Source organism: Pseudomonas sp. E1MeOHC2, assembly GCF_058745025.1.
The window spans coordinates 5,162,276-5,181,240 of the sequence record NZ_CP196675.1; the positions used below are offsets into that span (position 1 = coordinate 5,162,276).

The window sequence follows — 18,965 nt, forward strand, 5'->3', positions numbered from 1 at the left end:
CTTCACACCCCATGTGCCGCGAGGCGCGAGGTATACCAGCGGGCGAACTGGTCGACGTACGGCTCGGTGTAGGTGGAGTAGGGGCCTGGGACGAAAGCCGGGTCCTGGGTGCCGCTGTGGGTGATGGCGACCAGGGCGGCGTCCTGCTGGGTGGTGGCGACCCAGACTTCGGTCAAGCGCTGCAGGTCGTAATCGACACCTTCGACGGCGTCGCGGTGCACCAGCCATTTGGTACGCACCAGTGTGCGATCCGGCGACAGCGGGATGATCCAGCTGATCATGGCGTGGTCGCTCATCACATGAGCCCAGGCGTTGTTGCCCCACAGGTGAGTGTCGCCCAAATCGCGTCGGGTCAAGTTGCCCAACAGCTTGCGGCAGGCAACCTTGGTGTCGAGCGTCTGTGATTCGCCAGCGCCAGCAATGATCATGCGCTGGGTACGGAACTGCGTGGGCGCGTTATCCTGCAAGTGCTCCACAGTCTCGTACAGGAGGCCCGATTCGGCCCAGTCGCCCTCGATACCGGCTTTGCGAATTTGATAGGCATCGTACGAGGCGCGGGCCTCGTCGCTCATTTCTTCCAGGCTGACGCCAAGGTCTTCGGACTGGTAAGACACGATCAGTTCCGGGTGGGTGCCGGCGCAGTGGTAGCACTCACGGTTGTTTTCCATCACCAGCTTCCAGTTGCCGTTCTCGATGTAGTCGAGTTCGTAGGCAATGCGGGTATTGGTCAGGTCGAACGGCTCGAAGCGTGGCCCCATCACCGCTTCGAGGTCGTTGATGTCTTCGGGCGGGTTATCGCCCAGGCACACCAGCACATGAGTACCGATGACCTTGCAATGCACCGGGATCAGGCTGCGGCACTTGGGGTCGAAGCCCTTGCCCATGTGGCTGGCATGCTTGAGGCTGCCGTCCAGGTCGTAGGTCCATTGGTGGTAGGGGCACACCAGCATGCCCACGGTGGATTTGCCCGCTTCCTTCAGGCGCGTGCCACGGTGGCGGCACACATTGCGGTACGCGCGGATCTGTTCATCATCGTCGCGCAGGATCAGCACCGACGATTTGCCGATGTCCACGGTGTAGACGTCACCGGGCTCATCGACATCGGCGGTAACGGCAACTTGTATCCAATGTTGATTGAAGAAGATTTCCATATCCGTTTCGAAAACATCCTGGCGGCTGTACAACTCGCCGTTCATGCCAAAACCAGGTTGGCGTGAGTCGATAAGTTCGCGATGAGTTTTGCTCGATGAAGGGCGCATTGTTGTCCTCAGGCACTTTTATTTTTAATTGATCAAGCCGTCTGGCGCGGATTATTGAAGTGGCCCTGAAAAGGCGTCAATGCGCTTAATTTTCTACGTGGTATTACTTGAAGTTATGCGAGAGCGGGGCGGCAGGGCGGGGGTTTGCAGGGATATTACAGGCGGGACAAATAATAGGCGTTTACTGCGTTAATTAACTTACGTGCGCCTGTTTTATGTAGAAGTTGGGGGGCGCACAACGCCCCCCTGGCAACTTGATCAGTGCCCACCCTTCATGCGGCGGGCCACGCAGTAAATGGCAAAACCGACCAACGCCGTTGCGGCGCCGATATAGCCAGTACTGGTCCAGCCCATGCCGGCGGTGATGGCCATGCCACCCAACCACGGCCCAAGTGCATTGGCCAGGTTGAACGCGGCGTGGTTCGAGGCTGCCGCAAGGCTTGGGGCTTCATGGGCAATATCCATCAGGCGGATTTGCAAGGGCGCGGCCAGGGCAATCATGGTGCCGACCAGGCCGACGCCCAGCAACAGGGTCCACAGCGAATGCGCTGCGAAGGTGAAAAACAGCAGCACGGCAATCGACCAGATCAGCACCAGCCCCACGGCGCGAAACTGCAGGCGGTCGAACAGCTTGCCACCGGCGATGTTGCCGACGATGCCGCCGACACCAAAGGCGGCCAGGCCAAAGGGGATCCACTGCGGCGACGTTTGGGTTACGTGCAGCATGGTCGGTGCCAGGTAGCTGAACACGCAGAACATGCCGGCAAAGCCGATCGATGCGATGGCCAGCGCCATCCACACCTGGGGCAGGGCGAACGCCTGCAGCTCCTTGCGCGGGTCGCTGCGCACCTCATCGTGCGGTTGCGGCACGAAGCGCCAAACCATGGCGATGGTGCACAGGGCGATCAGCCCGACCAGCACAAACGCAGAGCGCCAGCCGAAGTACTGCCCCAGGAAGGTGGCAACCGGGTTGCCCAGCAACATGGCCAGCGTCAGGCCCATCATCACCCGTGCCACCGCGCCCGCCCGCTGGTTGTTCGCCACCATGCTCGATGCCACCACTGCAGCGATGCCGAAGTAGGCGCCGTGGGGCAGGCCGCTGATAAAGCGAAAAGTCACCAAGCCGCCAAACGAGGGGGCAAAGGCCGTGGCCAGGTTGCCGAGGGCGTACAGCGCCATCAACAGCAGCAGCATGTGCTTGCGCAGCAGTTTGGCACCCAGGATCGCCAGTGTCGGGGCGCCGACCATCACGCCCAGCGCATAGGCACTGATGGCATGGCCCACCTGGGGCTCGCTCAGTTGCAGGTTGCCGGCGATGTCCGGCATCAACCCCATGATGGCGAATTCGCCGGTGCCGATGGCAAAGCTGCCCAGCGCCATGGCGGCTTCCATCTTGGCGACAGTACTTTTCGGGAGGGTTAACGGAGGTGCTTCATGGACAGACATTTGAATCCCTTTTGAAACATGCTGAAACGTTCAACGTGGGATCATAGTCAATCTGGGCGCGCAACGTCGAGGATGCAGGGCGCCCCCTCGACGGGGTTTTCTGGCAAGGAGTACAAATGTGCTCCACTGGGAGGCAGGCGGTGAAACCGGCTTTACACCGTCAGCTTGCGACTGAATTTGGTCTCCATGACGATGTGCGACGCCGTGTGCGCGACCCCTTTGATCATGTTGATACGGATCAGCTCGGCATTGAGTTCACCCAGCGTGTGGGTGGTCAGATGGATGATGAAGTCCGACTCGCCGGACACCGCATACACGGCTTGCACCGATTCCATCTTGCGCAGGGTGGTCATTACATCGGTGTAGCTCTTGTTGCTGCACGAGGTCATGGTGAAGCAGTTGATCACCTGCTGCAGCTTGTCCTGGTCGATGCGTACGCTGTAGCCGGTGATGACACCGGCATTCTCCAGCCGGTTGATGCGCTCCTGGACCGCAGAGCGCGACACCCCCAGCTTGCGTGCCAGCGAAGCCGTGGGCTCGCGGGCGTTGGCTTGCAGCAGCGCGAGCAGTTGCCGGTCTTTTTCGGTCAGTTTGAACAGCGCGCCGGGGTTGTGGGCATCCATGGCGATTCCTGGTCGGTGTCAGTTGTTGGAGTGCGAGCGCGCTTCCTGGAACCGGTCCATGAGTTTCAAGCCCGCATACACCGTTTGCGCCGCAGCCGGCCCGAATGGCCCGCCGTTCCATTCCAGGCCATAGGCATCGAACAGACGGTAGCGATCGGTCTCGCCGCAGATGGCCTCGGCAACCACCCGGGCACCCACGGGTGCGGTGTTCATACCATGGCCCCCAAATGAAGTACAAGCCCACTGCCCCCGGCCCAGCGGGCCGATGTGCGGCATCTTGTGGCGGGCGTAACCCATCAGGCCGGACCAGGCCTTGGCGATCTTCAACCCGTGTAGCTGTGGGTACACGTTGAGGATGTCGCGGGTCAGCAGCTGGCCCAGACGCTGTTCATCCTGCAGGTTGCGTGTGGTGATATGGCCACCCCAGAGCAATCGGTCACCCTCGACGATGCGGTAGTAGTCGGAGGCGCGGCGGTTGTCGCCGACGGCATCGGGGGTGCGCACGATGTCGCGCAGCCGTTCACCGAGGCGCTCGGTCAGCACGACGTAGGTGGCGATCGGTAAGAATGCCCGGCGCAAGGGGCCGAACTCGGGGCCGCCGTAGCCGCCGCAGCAGTACACCACGTCAGCACAGGTAACTGCGCCGTGGGCCGTGCTGACACGATGCCCCGCGGTCTTGTGTTCGACCCGCAGCATGGGCGACTGCTCGTGGATCGTGCCGCCCTGTATCTCCACCAGCTCGGCCAGGCCCAGGCAATAGTTCAGCGGATGGAAGTGAAACCCGTGGTTGTCGCGCAGCCCCTGGAAGTACCGCTCGGTGTTCAACCGGCTGCGGATCGCTGCGGTATCCAGGTACTCCATTTCAAAACCAAAGTCCCGCGCCATGCGGTCGCGTGTGCGCTGCAGGTTGTCGCTGTCCTCGTAGCGCACCACGCTGAGCTTGCCAGTGGTGGGGGCGCAGCCCGGTAGCTCATGCTCGGCGATGGTCTGGCGTACGATGTCGACGCCTTCCAGTGACAATTTGAACAACGATGCCGCCGTCTGCTTGCCACAGCGTCGCTCGATGGCCGACAAACCTTCGGACCAGCCCTGCAGGACGAAGCCACCGTTGCGTCCGGAGGCGCCCCAGGCCACCCGCGCAGCTTCCAGCAGGACCACGGAGCGCCCTCGTGCCAGCAGTTCCCTGGCCGTGCTCAGGCCGGCAAGGCCGCCGCCGATGATGCAGACATCGGCGCGCACTTCCCCGGTCAGCGGCCGGCGTTGCGGCGCAGGGCGCATGGTGCCGGTGTAGTAGTTGTTGCTGTAAGTGGACATCGATCTGGTCATCCTGTGCTCTGGGCGCTTTTTCCGGGCATGAGGGCGCCCTACGCCCTCCGAATGAAGGGCGCTGGTTTGCGGGCTGGTGGGGGTTACTGCACGTGGGTGAGGTCGGCGCCGTACCACTTCTCGGAAAGCTGCTTCAGCGTGCCGTCGGCCTTCATGCCATCGACTGCCTTGGCCAGCTCGGCATTGAAGGCGTCGTCGCCTTTGTCCACGGCGATGGCGAGGGGCTCGTAATAGGCGGGCTTGCCCTGAACGGCAGCGATTGGGTAACCGGCCTTGATAGCCCCCATGATGGTCGGCAGGGCGGAGAGGGTGGCGTCCAACCGAGTACCATTGCCCATGCGCAGGTCGTCCAGCGGGCCCATGCTGTCGCCGTAGGTCTGTACATCGCCCGGTTGCACCGCATAGGTGAACGGCGGCACATCGGCGGCGTCGATCTTCAGCCGGCGATTGATGTAATCCTCGGAGGTGGTGCCCGCCTCGACGCCGATTTTCTTGCCATTGAGGTCCTCGGCACTGGTGCCGGCGGCGTCCTTGTGCACCGCGAACACATACGGGGTGTAGTAGTAGATGGCCGGGAAGTCGAGTACCCGGCCGCGCTCGGTGGTGGGTGTCATCGAACCTACCGACAGGTCCCAACGCCCGGCCCAGCGCCCAGCGGTGATGATGCCGTACTCGGGCGTGACGAAGGCCACCTTGGTGCCCAGGCGACGGCCGATTTCGTTGGCCACATCGATATCGAAGCCCTCGAGGGTGTTGTCGTCACCCAGAAACGACTGCGGTGGCCAGTTGGCGGCGGTGGCCACTTTCATGACCTTGCTGTCGTGAATGCGGTCCAGCGTGGCGCCGGCCCACGCGGCGCCTGCGGCGAGCGACAAGGTACTGGCAATGGCGGTTACAGCAAGCAAGCGAGTGACTGGGTTCATCGATAAGTCTCCGGATACACGATTGTTGTTGTATTGCACAGCGTCAGGTACAGCCTCAGTGGCTGAGGATCTGCGAGAGGAACGCGCGGGCGCGCTCATGGCGTGGGTTGTCGAAGAACTCGTTGGGCCGCGCCTGTTCGATGATGCAGCCTTGGTCCATGAAGATGATGCGGTCGGCGACCTTGCGCGCGAAGCCCATTTCGTGGGTCACGCAGAGCATGGTGATGCCGTCCTGGGCCAGTTCGCCCATCACGTCGAGCACTTCCTTGACCATTTCAGGGTCCAGCGCCGAGGTCGGCTCGTCGAACAGCATGATGCGCGGCTTCATGCACAGCGCACGGGCAATTGCGACCCGCTGCTGCTGGCCGCCGGAAAGCTGCCCGGGGAACTTGTCGGCCTGGCTGGCGATACGCACCCGGTCGAGGTATTCCAGGGCCAGCGCACGGGCCTGGGGCTCGCTGAGCTTGCTGACCAGGCGCGGGCCGAGCATCAGGTTTTCCAGCACGGTCAGGTGCGGGAACAGGTTGAACTGCTGGAACACCATGCCGACCTGGCGGCGGATCCTGGCCACGCTGGCGGCTTCGCGGGTCAGCTGGTCGCCGGCGATCAACACCTCGCCTTTCTGGAAGTCCTCAAGCAGGTTCAGGCAGCGGATCAGGGTGGATTTGCCGGAGCCGGACGGGCCACAGATCACCACGATCTCGCCGCTGGCGATCTCCAGGTCGATGCCCTTGAGCACATGGAACTCGCCGTACCATTTCTGCAGGCCGCGGATCGCTACGCCAGCCGGTGCCGCTGCGGGGGTGAATGCTTGGTTCATCTAGAAGCTCCTCGATCAGCGATGGGCGCGATTGAAGCGTTTTTCCAGGCGCGATTGCACGGTTTCCAGCAGGATCGACAGCACCCAGTACAGGACGGCGGCGGTGATCAGCATTTCCAGGTGACGGAACTCGGCGCGGCCCTGGGTGCGGGCGAGGAACATCAGTTCCCAGACGCCGATGACCGACACCAGCGAGCTGTCCTTGAGCATCGAGATGAACTGGTTGCCGGTGGGGGGAATGATCAGGCGCATCGACTGCGGCAGGATCACTCGGGTCATGGCCTGGAACGGCGTCAGGCCAATGGCCCGCGATGCTTCCCATTGCCCGCGCGGGATGCTGCTGATACCGGCTCGGAAGATTTCGGTCATGTAGGCGCCATAGCACAGCGAAAGGGCCAGGATGCCGGCCGGCACTGCACCGACCACGTACCCAAGCTGGGGGATGCCCAGGTAGATGAGGTAGATCTGGATCAGCAGCGGTACGCCGCGAAAGAACGAGGTGTAGAAGCTTGCGATGGCGATGGCGAAGCCGTTGGAGGACAACCGCGCCGTGGCACCGAGCAACGCCAGGACGAAGGCGATGGCGATCGACAGGGTAGAAACGTAGACGGTGGTGAACACCCCCTGGGTGATCATGAAACCGACCTTGCTGGAGATGAAGCTGTACGACAGATCGAAGGTGTCGAAGAACAACAGGAACAGGATCAGCAGTTCGCCCCACACCGTGATCACCTGGGCCCGCAGCGGGAAGCGGCCAAGGATGAACAGGTTCAGGACCAGGGTGATGGTCAGGGTGCCGGCAACGGCAAGGTTGCGCAGTAGCGGTGCCTCAAGGTCGAGGACAATCGGGCCCATCAACCTGGCCAGGCCCCCTTCGCCCACGCCGTAGCACAGCGCGACCGTGAAAATGACCGCAGCGACCATGCTCATGAACGCCAGGCTGTCGGTCGCACGAGGTTTGACGATGTGATCTCTATACATGGGGTGCGTGCCTCACGGAGCTGGGCTCCTTTGTTGTTGTGAGGCCATTGTAGGGAGGCGAAGCGCAGGCAACTACCTGTCGAAATGCTGGACTTTGAGGTTTTTTTCAATCGATTGATGGGTTTGCGCCTTTACATTGGCAGGCCTGCAACTGTCATGTTGCAGGCCTCGGCTTTTACTGCATGAGCGAGGCTGATGACGGCCATTGAGAAGGCGCGGGCTTCAAGGCCGATGGCAAGCATTACGAATTTCACGTTGATCCGCACACTGGCAACATCACCAAGGATGAGCTGGATAATTGATTCTGCTTCGCACGCTCAGCCCGCAGCCAGTCGGTTGTCGATCAGGTTTTCCAGGTTAGACAGTATCGACAGGGCATCGTAGGGCTTGCGCACCACGGGGACGTGCTTCAAATGCACGGGAATGCTGATGCCGTCGCCGTAGCCGGTGGCGAACAGGAAGGGGATGTTCTTGCGCGTAAGTTCTTCGGCAACGGCAATGGAGGTACCCGTCCCCAGGTTGATATCCAGCACCGCCACATCTGGCCTGTGGTTAGCCAGCAGTTTCAACGCCTCTGCTTCAGAGCTTGCGGTGATCACATCCTCGACCAACGCATCGGCCAGAATTTGTTCAAGGCCCACGGCAATCACCAGTTGGTCTTCGAGAATCAGCACGCATGAATTGACCAGGCTTGTGCTGGTCATGGGCGGCATTGCTGGCGCCATCAACGGGGCCGCGGTGTCGGCTGTTTCAAGTTGGGTGAGGTGCTTGCCAGGAATTTTGAAATACCCGTGCAAGCCTTCTGGCCTGTACTCCAGGGTGCTGGTCCCGCCGAGGTCGAAGGGGATACTGCGTTCAATCAGCACCGAGCCAAAACCGCTTCGGCTTGGCGGGCGAACCGTAGGCCCACCGCTCTCGCACCACGCGATATCGCAGCCCCCGCCCGAATCGATCGTCCAGCTGACCGCCAGTTTGCCGCCCGCCCGAGACAGCGCGCCGTACTTCGCGGCGTTGGTCGCCAGCTCGTGAAGCACCAGGGCCAGCACCGAGAAGGCGCGGGCATCAAGCAGAAGGTTAGGGCCGTTCAGTTCGATGGCATCGGTCGACGTGCGGTACGGTGACAGCTCGGCTTCCAGTAGCGTGGAGAAACGCCCGCCGCCATCACCGCGCACGACCTGGTCGTGTGCCAGGGACAACGCCTGAATGCGGCCCTTCAGCGTTGCGACATAGCTGTTGAGGGTCTGGTTTTCCGAGGTGGGGTGGGCCACGAGCGCACCGATGAGCGAGAGAATGTTCTTCACCCGGTGGTTGAGCTCTTCATTGAGCATCCGCTGGCGGACGTCTGCCTTGGAGCGCTCGTCGGCCATGAGTTCACTGTTGTGCAGGGCTACTTCGACGATCGCGGCGCGGATGGCCTCGCCAAACTGGCGGTCCTGCTCGGACCAGGGCTGTGAGTGTTGATGAACCGTCTGCTTCCACACGGCGAAGCTTTTGCGTGGTGTCAGGCGCTCACCCAGTGGCCCGCTATCGTAGGTCTTGTTGGGGTCACCGGCCCAATCCAGGGTCTCGAGCACTTCCTTGCGAAACAGCATGAGGTAGTCCCTGGGGTGCTGAGACATCGGAATCATCAATACACCCGATACGTCGACGGCATAGTCGTGGGCGGGCGGGTGCGCCATCGAAAGGCAGTTCGACGCCCAAGTACGACCTTCGGCAACTCCTTCGGCAAAGCGCAGCAGGTTGGGTACCGCCGCCTTGGGCGGGGTCAGCGCCTCTGCGGACCAGCGCCCCTGCAGCGACATGGCGATGCCATCGCAGGGGATGAGTGACTTGAAGTCTGCCATGCGTGCACGCAGCAGCTCTTCGATATCCGTGGTGCGATGCGCATCACGCAGCAGGTTGTCCAGCACCTGGCGTGCGTAAGCGGCGGCTTCCAGGGTTTGTCTGGCACGAAGGCTCTGGATATGCAGCGAGAAGAATTCGCCGAACATTTCCGCCGCGACCCGCTGGCCCATGCTCAACGTGCGTGGTGCGTAATGGTGGCAGGCAATCAGCCCCCAGAGCGCGCCATCGACGATGACCGAAATGGACATGGAAGCGCCCACGCCCATATTGCTCAGGTACTCGCAGTGAATGGGCGACACGCTGCGCAGGTGTGCGTAGGACAGGTCCAGTGGCTCGCCAGACAGGTCCAGCACAGGCTCGATGGGGACGGTTGTGAACGTGGCATTCGAAATGATGCGCACCGGATTGCGCAGGTACAGGGCACGTGCCTGCTGGGGGATGTCCGATGCGGGAAAGTACTGCCCCAGGAAGCTTTCGAGGCCGCTGCGCTTGGCCTCGGCAATGACCTTTCCGGCGCCGTCAGGGCCAAGCTGATAGATCATCACCCGATCGTAACCCAGCAGCGCTCGCACGCGGCGGGCGGTATCGGGGAACAGCTTGTCGGAGCGGTCGATCTCTCGCAACTGGGCGATGACGGTGCGTACCAGTTCGATCGGTTCGGCGATGCTCGCGCCGCAGCGCTCGAACTCGAGAATGGCGGTGCCTTTGAATAGATGCGCGGCTACGTCAAACGCTTGCCCGGACGGCAGGCTCACGGCGAACGACAGTGCCGGTCGGGACGCTTCTTTTACCCGCGCGAGCGAGTTGCGCAGCGTATGAGCGGCCTCCGTGCCGATGATGGTTTCGAGCCGTTGCCCGTTGATCTCGCCCGTCACGCCCAGCATGCCCAGGGTATTGGCGGAGTGACGCAGGACGACGCTTGCCGATGCGTTGCAGGCCAGCAGGCAGCCGTGCGGCTGGATGCTACCTGGGATCTGGATGGGTTCGCGATCGCAGTTGGTCAAGTTGACGGTAGGTTGCAAAGTCATAGGCGGCCCCTGCGGTTTACCAGAGACCGGCTGCCTGCATGACTGCCGAACATTTTCAGGCAAACGAAGTGTTTACAGTCGATTTCAGGCCTTGAGTCTAGACTGCACGTTACGCTTCGTCATCAGGGGCGAAAGACGGCCAGCGCAAGGCTGGCCGTGCTGGCATGACATGCGGCTTGAGCTGTATACCGCGATCAGAAACCTTCCAGCACAATTTTGCCGCGGGCCTGGCCACGCTCTAACAGGGCATGGGCGCGTTTGAGGTTTTCCGCGCTGATGGTGATATCGGGTACAGGAGCGCTTCGCACTCCATCGCGGGGCAAGCCCGCTCCCACAAAAGCTTTTCGTACAGAGGCTAGTGTTGACGCTCAGTTCATCTCTGGCGCGAGGTGGCTCATGAACGTCAGCTGTTCAATGGCGTGCATGTACTCGGAGAATCTGGGGTCTCCATCGTTGAAGGCCTTTGCCACGTGCTGAGCATTCTCAAGGCTGTCCCACATGGCCAAGTCCGCAAAGACTCGGTCGTCGCTCATAGGGCAGTAGGCATGGTATTCGAGCAGCCCAGGAAAGCTCTTTAACGTTTCACGAAGCCCGACGCGAAGAGCGGGTATTTGTGCAACGCATTCCTGTTTGACCTTGAAGATGGCCAATTCAAGTACATGAGATGAGTGCTGCATGGGGATACCTTCAGTGTGTTGAGAAGGTTCCATTGTCAGTGCCCCCTACTGACAGCGTAGTGTCAGTAGGGGTGATCGCTTGCCACTGGCTTGCCTGGTACTTCATGTACGCCTGAAGATCGAAGGCAGGATTGTCGGGTAGGGGTTGGTGGGCAATGGTGATCGACGCGATGCGATCAACCCGAAAGTCACGGTACGCCGCACGCGTACCGCACCAGGTTCCGACTGTCCACTTCCCACCCCAGTAAAAAAGACCCAACGGGTAAATGAGGCGTTGCGATACCGCACCGTCCAAACGGGTGTAAGTGATTTTCAGGGTCTGGGCATTCTCGATAGCCTTTCGCAGGGCTGCCAAATGCAGGCGTGTGGAGGCACCGGTCGAGCCAAGCGCTCTGATGGTTGCGGTGCTGGGGTCGACCTTGTGCTGGGCCATGGACGCCGAGATCTTGCTCAATAACGTCCTTGCAGCAGCGCTTAGATCGTTATCGGCGCTGGCAGAAAGCATGTCCATCCCGAGCATCAAGGCGTTGAGTTCGAGCCTGTTCAATGCCAACGGCGGCAGCTCAAAATCGTCATCGAGGGCATACCCCACGCCAGCGGTGCCATAAATCGGGATCCCGCTGAAGGAGAGGTCGTCGATGTATCGATAGATTGAGCGAATGGAAACGCCGATTCGGCTAGCCAGGCGTTCGGCAGTGATGGGCTGATGGACACGAATCAGATTGACCAGTTGAAACAAGCGATCAGCTTTACGCACCTGGTGACCTCCTGTTATCGACGCGGGAGGATATCAGAGTTCACCTGCTCATTGCCTGAGAGGCCATCTTGCGATGGCCTCGTCATGACGGCTTAGCCGCAGTCAGCTACCGACATAGCCAACCGACTTCCCCGCCAGCCGATTACGCATCAGCAGATACGCCCCCAGTACCACCAGTGACGTCACGGTGGTGAACCAGAACTGGAACCGCGACGCCGGGTCGAACGCCTGGGTGACAATCACCGCCAGCAGTGCGAACAGCGCAACGATATTGGCGTAAGGGAAGAACCACGCCCGGAAAGCTGTGGGATCAACCGCGTCATGCCGGGTTTTCCAGCGCATGGCAAAGTGGGCGATGATGATGAAGATCCACACGATCATCACGAACGTGCCGCTGCTTTTGGCCAGGGTCATGAACAGGTCGCCGCCGCTGACAAAGTGCACGGTCAGAATCAACAGGCAGATGCTCAGGCTCAGCAGCAGGGCGTTAAGCGGCACCCCTTTGGACGTGGTGCGTGAAAACAGCTTGGGCGCGTGCCCACGTTGGCTCAGCGAGAACAGCATGCGCGAGTTGGAGAACATGAAGGAGTTCATCACGGACATGAACGAGATGAACAACACGATCTTCATGGCCACTGCGGCGCCACTGAACCCGGCCAGGCTGAACAGCGAAACATACGGGGAAGCCAGGTTTTCCGTGTCTGTCCAGGGCAGGCACAGAATCAGGATCGACACCGAACCGACATAGAACAGCATCACCCGCAGAATGACACTCTTGATGGCGCGAATGACGTTCTTGCGCGGGTTTTCCGATTCGCCAGCCGCAACGGCGGCGATTTCACTCCCACCCAGCGAGAAGATCACCACCACCACGCCGGCCATCACCGGCGACAGGCCATTGGGCATGAACCCGTCGTGAGCGGTCAGGTTGACCCAGCCAGGGGAGGGGATGTTGCTGTGCAGGCCGAGCAGAATCGAGAGCCCCAGCACCATGAAGATGATGATGGTGGCGACCTTCATCGCGGCCAGCCAGTACTCCACTTCAGCGAAGGATTTGACCGAGTAGGCGTTGCTGGCCATCAACGTCACCAGCATGATGAACGCGCCGGCCCAGATGGGTAGCCACGGCAGAAAATCGTTGAGGATGGCGCCTAGCAGCACCGCCTCCAGGGTGATGGTGAGCATCGACTTGAGCCAGTACAGCCAGCCCACGGTAAACCCCGCCCATTCGCCCAGATACGTATTGGCATAGGTCGAAAACGAACCCGCGTCCGGGTTGCGACAGGCCATCTCGCCGAGCATGAACATCACCAGGGTGACTACAATGCCGCCGATGAAGTACGACAGGATCGCGGCAGGCCCTGCCGAGGCAATCAACTTGCCCGACCCCATGAACAGCCCCGCGCCGATCACCCCGCCTAGCGCGATCATGGTGATGTGCCGTTGTTTCAGGCTTTGCTTCAGACTGTTGGATTGCATGTTCTTGTCCTCTCTTATTATCTGGAGGAATCGGCGACGCTGCTGCAGCGCAAGGCTTGCCGCTGCTGAAACTGTCGCCCCCCACACACAGGCATCGTCGTGCGCCTGCGTCCACGCCCTGTAGCCTTTTTTCAGGCAATAGCTATCAGGCTGGCCACCTTGGGCAAAGCGGCCGTGCATCTCAAGCGAATTCTGCGCACAACATCCTGCGATTTTTTCCTGAGGGTGCTGTGGTAGACGGGGGCGGCGACCTGTGAGACGGGGCGGGCAAGGGTTAAAGGAACGTGATCGGGTAGTTGATGATCAGGCGATTCTCATCAATGTCGTAGGTGCTGAAGTCCCGGCGCAGGGTCGAATTGCGCCAGCGTACCGACAGATCCTTGAGCGGGCCGCTCTGGAAGACGTAGGCGAGTTCCGACTCACGCCCCCATTCCTTGCCCTGGCCGCCTGCACTGGTGCGCACGTGATCACCGGACAAATAGCGGTTCATCATCGTCAGGCCCGGTACCCCCAGGGCTGCGAAGTTGAAGTCGTGACGAAGCTGCCATGAACGCTCGTCAGCGCTGTCGTAGCTTGAGTTGTAGGTATCGTTTGCCAGCGGGTAACCGGCCGTGCCGTTGACCCGCATCCAGCCCGTATCACCCGATACCCGCTGCAAGCCCAGGTAGAAGGTGTGCCCACCGGTCTTGGCCGACAGCAGCAAAGAGGCAGTCTTGTTATCCAGCTGGCCCGCTTTGGCAGCACCGTGCTCGTCACCGAGAAACAGGCCAAGGTTGGCACCCAGCGTCCAGTTGCCGACAGGTTGGCTGTGGATGATGTTGAGGTACTGCTGTTGGTAGATATCTTCAAGCTGGGCGTACCAAAGGCCCACCTGAGTGGCCTTGTCATTGAATTGATACTCGCCCCCGGCGAAGTTGAAGCGGTCGGAGGCTGCGTCCGGGCGCCCAGCCATGAACAGGCGTTCCATGCTGGCGTCGTTGCGCGGGCTGTTGCCGCGCATCTGGCCGGTGTAGAGGGCCAGGTTTTCAATCTCCCGGGAGGTCAGTTGCGCCCCGCGAAAGGTCTGCGGCAATGAACGGCCGTCATCGGAGCGCAGGATGGGCAGCAGCGATACCCATTCACCGACTTTCAGTTCAGTCGCCGAATAACGGGCTTTGAGCGCGACCCCCAGGCGGCCGAAGTCGTCTGCCGGCTTGCCACCCTCGTGTACCGGCAGCAGTTGCGTGCCTGCGGTGCCGCGCCCGCCATCGAGCTTGAGGGCGTAGAGCCCTAGCACATCGACGCCCACACCTACGGTGCCCTGAGTGAAGCCTGAACGCAGATCGAAGATAAAGCTCTGCGTCCATTCCTCGGCTTTGCCTTGGGGGTAGGCGGGGTCTACAAAGTTGCGGTTGTGGTAGAAGTTGCGCAGGTTCAGGGTTGCCGTGGTGTCGTCGATCAAGCTGCCTGCCGACACCCCAAGTGCAGTTGTCGAGCTGAGCAAACCAACCACCAGCGGCCGGCAGAGGGGCGCAAGGCGTGGTGAGGTGACGCGTGCAAGGATCTTCATTATTGTTATTTCCTTTATTTTGAGCGCAGGGCACCCCCGCAGCGCGAGGCTGCGAAATGAGGGTGTCTGCGGTTACGGGGGGAGAGGGGTTATGCGCCCATCAGGGCAATCAACGCTGGCACGGTTAGCACGGCGGTGTAGTAACCCATGAACTGCACGCCGATGTTGAAGCCGAGAAAACGCGAGAGAAACCCGCCCAACAGGCCAATGGTGACGATCACCAGCAAGCCCAGCAGGCCGCCTTCCCAGATGCCGATCACCAGAATCAGGCCGACAAAGGTCGCGATCACTGCTTCGTGGCTGATCTTGCGCGACACATAAGCGGCCGCTCGGTGCGCGTAATTCATGGTGAAGGGGTAGGCGATCAGGATCGCGACCAGCACCGCCAACATGCCGTAGCCCAGAAACTCCCAGGTACTGAGCAGCGAATGCAGGTTGTTCACCTGGCCGCTGGCGGTATCGACGCTGAAGCGTGGCGGGGCATTGAACAAAGGCGCGGCGGGGCCGGCGGCGACCGGGCTCAGCGGCAGGCCGAAGGCGATCAGCGGGATCAAGGCTTCGGCCAGGTAGGTCGATTCGGTGACGCCGTTGCGGGCGGTAATGACCGTGGTCAGGCGGTGGTAGACGTGCTTGACCCGAGAACCGACGGCCTCGCCCATGATCACCGTCATCGCCACCGGGCTGAACACGAAGGTGGCGCTGGAGACCACCGCGGTGATGGCGGTCCACAGGGTTTGCTTGCGGTCCAGTACCCGCAGTGGGTTGGGAAAGAACCCGCCCCAGCTTTTTACATCAGGCGACAAGGAGAACGTGCGCACCTGCTGACGGCGCATGCTGGCGCGCTCGGCTGGCGCGAGCAGGCAGAACAGCGCGGCAATCAACGGGCCGATGGCGATGCCGAGGAAGTAGCTGACGCTGAGCTTGACCCCGTACTGCGCGGTCAGGCTTTGCAGGCCGACAATCACCATCACGAATGGGATCAAGGTCAGCACGGCTGCCAGTCGGCCTTTGGAGAACCAGGCGATGGCCACTGCCGCCAGCAGGAAGACCCAAGGTGCGGCGTGCTTGATCATGTCCCCGAATGGCGCGAGCATCACGGCGAATAGCACGGCCATCGGCACGGCGATCAATGCTGCGATGACAGCGCCGGAGATCATCTTGCGCAGGGCAATGTGTGGCACGCCCAGGTTGCGCAGGAAGTTGGCTTCGCGCATCAGGGGTGTCGCCATGGTGTCGCCGGGAATACCCAGTAGCGCGGTCGGTACCGCGTGGGTCATGTGCTTGGCCACGGCGCCCGCCAGGAAGAACGTCAGCACGCCGGCTGCCGGCACGCCCAGCAGTACCACCAGCAGGGTGAGGGGGGCGAGGGTGGTGGTTTCATCGCTGCCTGAAATCAGGCCGATGCCGGCAAAGATGACCGCACCGAGAATGCCCATGCCCAGAGCTATTAGAAACTGGTCCATCATCAGCGCGATCATGGCCGGCCTCCGTGTGCACTGACCGCGGGCACAGGCGCGGCAGATGAGGCATGCAGGTTGCTCGGGGGCGAGGGCTGGCCTTTTTCGTATTCGGCGAACAGGTCATAGAGATCCATTTCTTTGAGCTCTGCAATGGTTGCTGCAGGCAAGTCTGCCAAGCGGCCAAGGGGGCCAAATTCGTTCTGCAACTCGACCAGGATCTTTGCCCGCCAGGCAGGGTCTGCCAGGTGCTCGACGACATTGCGCTTGGGCTTGAACAGCGCCGCACTGATGCCGCCGCCGACCAGGCAGCCGACAATACCTACCAGCATTGCGTAGGCACGGGCCATTTGCAGCGACTCAACCCAGCCCACCAGCAGATGTTGCGCGGTAAAGAACGCGCCGAGGCTGACCAGGGCGCCAATGGCGATGGCGTAGATCAGGTGACGGCCGTCTACGGTGTCGCCCCAGACTTCGTACAGTTCGGACTTCATGAAGAGTCTCCCACTGCCCTTGCGGGCTTTTATTGTTATGAACGTGAAGAGATGACGCTTAACCCATTGTGCGCTGAGCGAGCAGGGCGCGGGCCACCTTGGAGGCCGTTGGCCGGCCAAGCTGGGCACCGATGAACTGACCTGCCTCGATGACCGCGTCAAGATCGACGCCGTGGCCGATACCCAGGCCGTCGAGCAGGTACAGCAGCTCTTCGGTGGCTACATTGCCCGTGGCGCCCGGCGAATACGGGCAACCACCCAGGCCTGCCACTGAGCTGTCGAACACCCGCACATCCGCCTCCAGCGCGGCATGGATATTGGCGATGGCCATGCCGTAGGTGTCATGGAAGTGCCCAGCCAGGGCGCTTACTGGCACTACCTGGCGGCACGCCTGGATCAGCGCCCGGGTCGCCGCTGGCGTACCGGTGCCAATGGTGTCGCCCAGGCTGATTTCGTAACAGCCCATGCCAAACAGTGAGGCGCTGACTGCCGCCACGGCTTGCGGCTTGACCGGGCCGCTGAACGGGCAGCCCATGACGCACGAGACATAACCCCGCACGCTGACCCCGGCTTCGCGAGCGCGCACCATCACTTGCTGGTATTGGCGCAAACTCTGCTCTATCGAGCAGTTGAGGTTACTTTGCGAGAACGCCTCGGAGGCCGCCGCAAACACTGCGACCTCACGGCAACCCGCCGCTATTGCAGCTTCCAGCCCTTTAAGGTTGGGCACCAGCGCCGTCCAGGTCACACCTGGGCGCTTTGGCAATGCCTTGAACACCTCATCGGAGCCGGCCATCTGCGGTACCCAGCGCGGCGACACAAAAGCGCCGGCCTCCAGGGTTTGCAACCCGGCGCCGGCCAGGCGTTGCAGCAGTTGCACGCGAATCTGCGGTGAGAGCGTGCGCCGTTCATTCTGCAGGCCGTCCCTGGCCCCCACCTCGACCAGCCGTACCGCCTCCATTACTGCGCCCGCTTGTGCTTGAGCAGTTCTGAGGCTTTGTCGGCGCGCACATCGCGGGCCTCGATCATCTGCTTGACCAGCCAGTCAAGCTCATCGCCCCTGGCACCTGCAGACAGCGCAATGTTACGTGCGTGCAAGGCCATGTGACCACGCTGGATGCCTTCGGTCGACAGCGCACGCAGGGCGCCGAGGTTTTGTGCAAGGCCTACCGCGACTGCGATTTCAGCAAGCTCCTGCGCGGTTTTGACCCCAAGAATGCGCAGTGACAGCTGCGCCAGCGGGTGAGTCTTGGTGGCGCCACCGACCAGGCCGACGGGCATGGGCATCTCCAGGGTGCCGACCAGATGGCCTTGGCTGTCCTTTTCCCAGGTGGTCAGCGAACCGTAGTGACCATTGCGGCAGGCGTATGCATGGGCCCCGGCCTCGACCGCGCGCCAGTCGTTACCGGTGGCGACGATCAACGGGTCGATACCATTCATGATGCCCTTGTTGTGGGTGGCTGCACGGTAGGGGTCGACCACGGCGAAGTTGTAGGCATCAAGGATACCCTCGATGACCTCCTCGCCCTTGTAGGCGCCGGTGGTCAGCAGTTCAGGGGCAATGCGCACCTGCGCCCGGGCCAGGCGCAGGTCGGCCAGGTTGGAGAGGATGCGCAGGCGCACTTTGCCTCCGGTAATTTCTTCGAGCAGCGGCGCTACCGCTTCCGCCATGGTATTGACGGTATTGGCACCCATGGCATCGCGCACGTCGACGATCAGGTGGGCAACCAGCATCGGCCCACGCGGGCTCTGGGCGAAGGTATGTACCTCGAGGTCACGGCAACCGCCGCCGAGGCTGTTGAGCAGTTGGTCCTTGCGGTTGGCAAGCTCGATGATCTGGTCTTTGTGGCGCAGCAGGCTCAGGCGCGCATTGAAGGGGTCGGTGACCTCGACGATCTGTACCTGGGCGCGCATCAACGGCAGCGAGCTCGACGTCTTGAAGCCGCCGGCCTCGCGTGCCAGCTTGGCCATGAATGAGGCAGCGGCGACCACCGAAGGTTCTTCCACCACCAAGGGCACGATCACGTCGCGGCCGTTGATCTGGAAGTTGCTGGCCACGGCGTAGGGCAATTCAAAGGTGCCGATCACGTTCTCGATCATGCCGTCGGCGATTGCCAACGGTAGCGCGCCGGCGTCGCGAAGCAGGGCGATGTCTGCCTGGGGCAGTTCGAGCGCTTCTTGCAAGTGGCTGAGGCGTTCGGCGGGCGACATGGCGCGGAACATGGGCAGGCGGGAGTCGATGCTCATGAGAGGGGTTCTCTTGCAGTTATTGTTTTGAGTTGGCGTCACCCTAGTCCGATC

The 18,965-nt window shown here is 61.6% G+C and carries 16 protein-coding genes and 1 pseudogene; all 17 read right to left on the minus strand.

Annotated elements, in window-relative coordinates:
- Nucleotides 1-2: 2 nt before the first annotated feature.
- The gene (locus ACSSU5_RS23340) at nt 3-1,196 is read right to left on the minus strand and encodes an aromatic ring-hydroxylating oxygenase subunit alpha (protein WP_492559931.1); all 1,194 of its coding nucleotides are present in this window, start codon (nt 1,194-1,196) and stop codon (nt 3-5) included.
- Between the two features lie 321 nt (nt 1,197-1,517).
- Nucleotides 1,518-2,705 (minus strand): MFS transporter, encoded by a 1,188-nt coding sequence (locus tag ACSSU5_RS23345; protein WP_492559932.1) that lies wholly within the window; start codon nt 2,703-2,705, stop codon nt 1,518-1,520.
- Nucleotides 2,706-2,857: 152 nt separating this feature from the next.
- Nucleotides 2,858-3,328 carry an Lrp/AsnC family transcriptional regulator gene (locus ACSSU5_RS23350; RefSeq protein ID WP_264313383.1) on the minus strand — a complete coding sequence of 157 codons (471 nt, stop codon included), beginning with the start codon at nt 3,326-3,328 and terminating at the stop codon, nt 2,858-2,860.
- 18 nt (nt 3,329-3,346) lie between these two features.
- Nucleotides 3,347-4,642, minus strand: coding sequence for an NAD(P)/FAD-dependent oxidoreductase (locus ACSSU5_RS23355; RefSeq protein ID WP_264313382.1), 1,296 nt, complete (start codon nt 4,640-4,642; stop codon nt 3,347-3,349).
- A gap of 95 nt (nt 4,643-4,737) precedes the next feature.
- On the minus strand, nt 4,738-5,577 hold the full coding sequence (locus ACSSU5_RS23360) for an ABC transporter substrate-binding protein (protein ID WP_264313381.1): 840 nt from the start codon (nt 5,575-5,577) through the stop codon (nt 4,738-4,740).
- Nucleotides 5,578-5,632: 55 nt separating this feature from the next.
- Entirely contained in the window at nt 5,633-6,397 is a 765-nt protein-coding gene (locus tag ACSSU5_RS23365; protein WP_492559933.1) for an amino acid ABC transporter ATP-binding protein, read from the minus strand.
- A 15-nt stretch (nt 6,398-6,412) separates the two neighbouring features.
- On the minus strand, nt 6,413-7,378 hold the full coding sequence (locus ACSSU5_RS23370) for an amino acid ABC transporter permease (protein WP_492559934.1): 966 nt from the start codon (nt 7,376-7,378) through the stop codon (nt 6,413-6,415).
- 317 nt (nt 7,379-7,695) lie between these two features.
- The gene (locus ACSSU5_RS23375; RefSeq protein ID WP_492559935.1) at nt 7,696-10,251 is read right to left on the minus strand and encodes an HWE histidine kinase domain-containing protein; all 2,556 of its coding nucleotides are present in this window, start codon (nt 10,249-10,251) and stop codon (nt 7,696-7,698) included.
- A 194-nt stretch (nt 10,252-10,445) separates the two neighbouring features.
- Nucleotides 10,446-10,532: pseudogene (locus ACSSU5_RS23380) on the minus strand (hypothetical protein); the annotation flags it as partial.
- An 87-nt stretch (nt 10,533-10,619) separates the two neighbouring features.
- On the minus strand, nt 10,620-10,928 hold the full coding sequence (locus tag ACSSU5_RS23385) for a hypothetical protein (protein ID WP_492559936.1): 309 nt from the start codon (nt 10,926-10,928) through the stop codon (nt 10,620-10,622).
- Between the two features lie 10 nt (nt 10,929-10,938).
- Nucleotides 10,939-11,685 carry a helix-turn-helix transcriptional regulator gene (locus ACSSU5_RS23390; RefSeq protein WP_492559937.1) on the minus strand — a complete coding sequence of 249 codons (747 nt, stop codon included), beginning with the start codon at nt 11,683-11,685 and terminating at the stop codon, nt 10,939-10,941.
- Between the two features lie 102 nt (nt 11,686-11,787).
- Nucleotides 11,788-13,164: an amino acid permease gene (locus ACSSU5_RS23395; RefSeq protein ID WP_264313375.1), complete on the minus strand. Its 1,377-nt coding sequence runs from the start codon at nt 13,162-13,164 to the stop codon at nt 11,788-11,790.
- A gap of 274 nt (nt 13,165-13,438) precedes the next feature.
- On the minus strand, nt 13,439-14,713 hold the full coding sequence (locus ACSSU5_RS23400) for an OprD family porin (protein ID WP_492559938.1): 1,275 nt from the start codon (nt 14,711-14,713) through the stop codon (nt 13,439-13,441).
- An 89-nt stretch (nt 14,714-14,802) separates the two neighbouring features.
- Nucleotides 14,803-16,191, minus strand: coding sequence for a tripartite tricarboxylate transporter permease (locus tag ACSSU5_RS23405; protein ID WP_492559939.1), 1,389 nt, complete (start codon nt 16,189-16,191; stop codon nt 14,803-14,805).
- Nucleotides 16,188-16,664 carry a hypothetical protein gene (locus ACSSU5_RS23410; protein WP_264313373.1) on the minus strand — a complete coding sequence of 159 codons (477 nt, stop codon included), beginning with the start codon at nt 16,662-16,664 and terminating at the stop codon, nt 16,188-16,190. Before ACSSU5_RS23410 ends, ACSSU5_RS23405 begins: the two co-directional genes overlap by 4 nt.
- Nucleotides 16,665-16,722: 58 nt before the next feature.
- Nucleotides 16,723-17,625, minus strand: coding sequence for a hydroxymethylglutaryl-CoA lyase (locus ACSSU5_RS23415; RefSeq protein ID WP_492559940.1), 903 nt, complete (start codon nt 17,623-17,625; stop codon nt 16,723-16,725).
- Nucleotides 17,625-18,911, minus strand: coding sequence for a hydroxymethylglutaryl-CoA reductase, degradative (locus ACSSU5_RS23420; protein WP_492559941.1), 1,287 nt, complete (start codon nt 18,909-18,911; stop codon nt 17,625-17,627). The genes ACSSU5_RS23415 and ACSSU5_RS23420 overlap by 1 nt, the downstream gene beginning before the upstream one ends.
- Between the last annotated feature and the right edge of the window lie 54 nt (nt 18,912-18,965).

Bases quoted from the DNA above. Each gene is read 5' to 3' on its own strand.
- ACSSU5_RS23340 (WP_492559931.1), bottom strand. From the start codon at position 1,196: ATGAACGGCGAGTTGTACAGCCGCCAGGATGTTTTCGAAACGGATATG.
- ACSSU5_RS23345 (WP_492559932.1), bottom strand. From the start codon at position 2,705: ATGTCTGTCCATGAAGCACCTCCGTTAACCCTCCCGAAAAGTACTGTC.
- ACSSU5_RS23350 (WP_264313383.1), bottom strand. From the start codon at position 3,328: ATGGATGCCCACAACCCCGGCGCGCTGTTCAAACTGACCGAAAAAGAC.
- ACSSU5_RS23355 (WP_264313382.1), bottom strand. From the start codon at position 4,642: ATGTCCACTTACAGCAACAACTACTACACCGGCACCATGCGCCCTGCG.
- ACSSU5_RS23360 (WP_264313381.1), bottom strand. From the start codon at position 5,577: ATGAACCCAGTCACTCGCTTGCTTGCTGTAACCGCCATTGCCAGTACC.
- ACSSU5_RS23365 (WP_492559933.1), bottom strand. From the start codon at position 6,397: ATGAACCAAGCATTCACCCCCGCAGCGGCACCGGCTGGCGTAGCGATC.
- ACSSU5_RS23370 (WP_492559934.1), bottom strand. From the start codon at position 7,378: ATGTATAGAGATCACATCGTCAAACCTCGTGCGACCGACAGCCTGGCG.
- ACSSU5_RS23375 (WP_492559935.1), bottom strand. From the start codon at position 10,251: ATGACTTTGCAACCTACCGTCAACTTGACCAACTGCGATCGCGAACCC.
- ACSSU5_RS23385 (WP_492559936.1), bottom strand. From the start codon at position 10,928: ATGCAGCACTCATCTCATGTACTTGAATTGGCCATCTTCAAGGTCAAA.
- ACSSU5_RS23395 (WP_264313375.1), bottom strand. From the start codon at position 13,164: ATGCAATCCAACAGTCTGAAGCAAAGCCTGAAACAACGGCACATCACC.
- ACSSU5_RS23400 (WP_492559938.1), bottom strand. From the start codon at position 14,713: ATGAAGATCCTTGCACGCGTCACCTCACCACGCCTTGCGCCCCTCTGC.
- ACSSU5_RS23405 (WP_492559939.1), bottom strand. From the start codon at position 16,191: ATGATCGCGCTGATGATGGACCAGTTTCTAATAGCTCTGGGCATGGGC.
- ACSSU5_RS23410 (WP_264313373.1), bottom strand. From the start codon at position 16,664: ATGAAGTCCGAACTGTACGAAGTCTGGGGCGACACCGTAGACGGCCGT.
- ACSSU5_RS23415 (WP_492559940.1), bottom strand. From the start codon at position 17,625: ATGGAGGCGGTACGGCTGGTCGAGGTGGGGGCCAGGGACGGCCTGCAG.
- ACSSU5_RS23420 (WP_492559941.1), bottom strand. From the start codon at position 18,911: ATGAGCATCGACTCCCGCCTGCCCATGTTCCGCGCCATGTCGCCCGCC.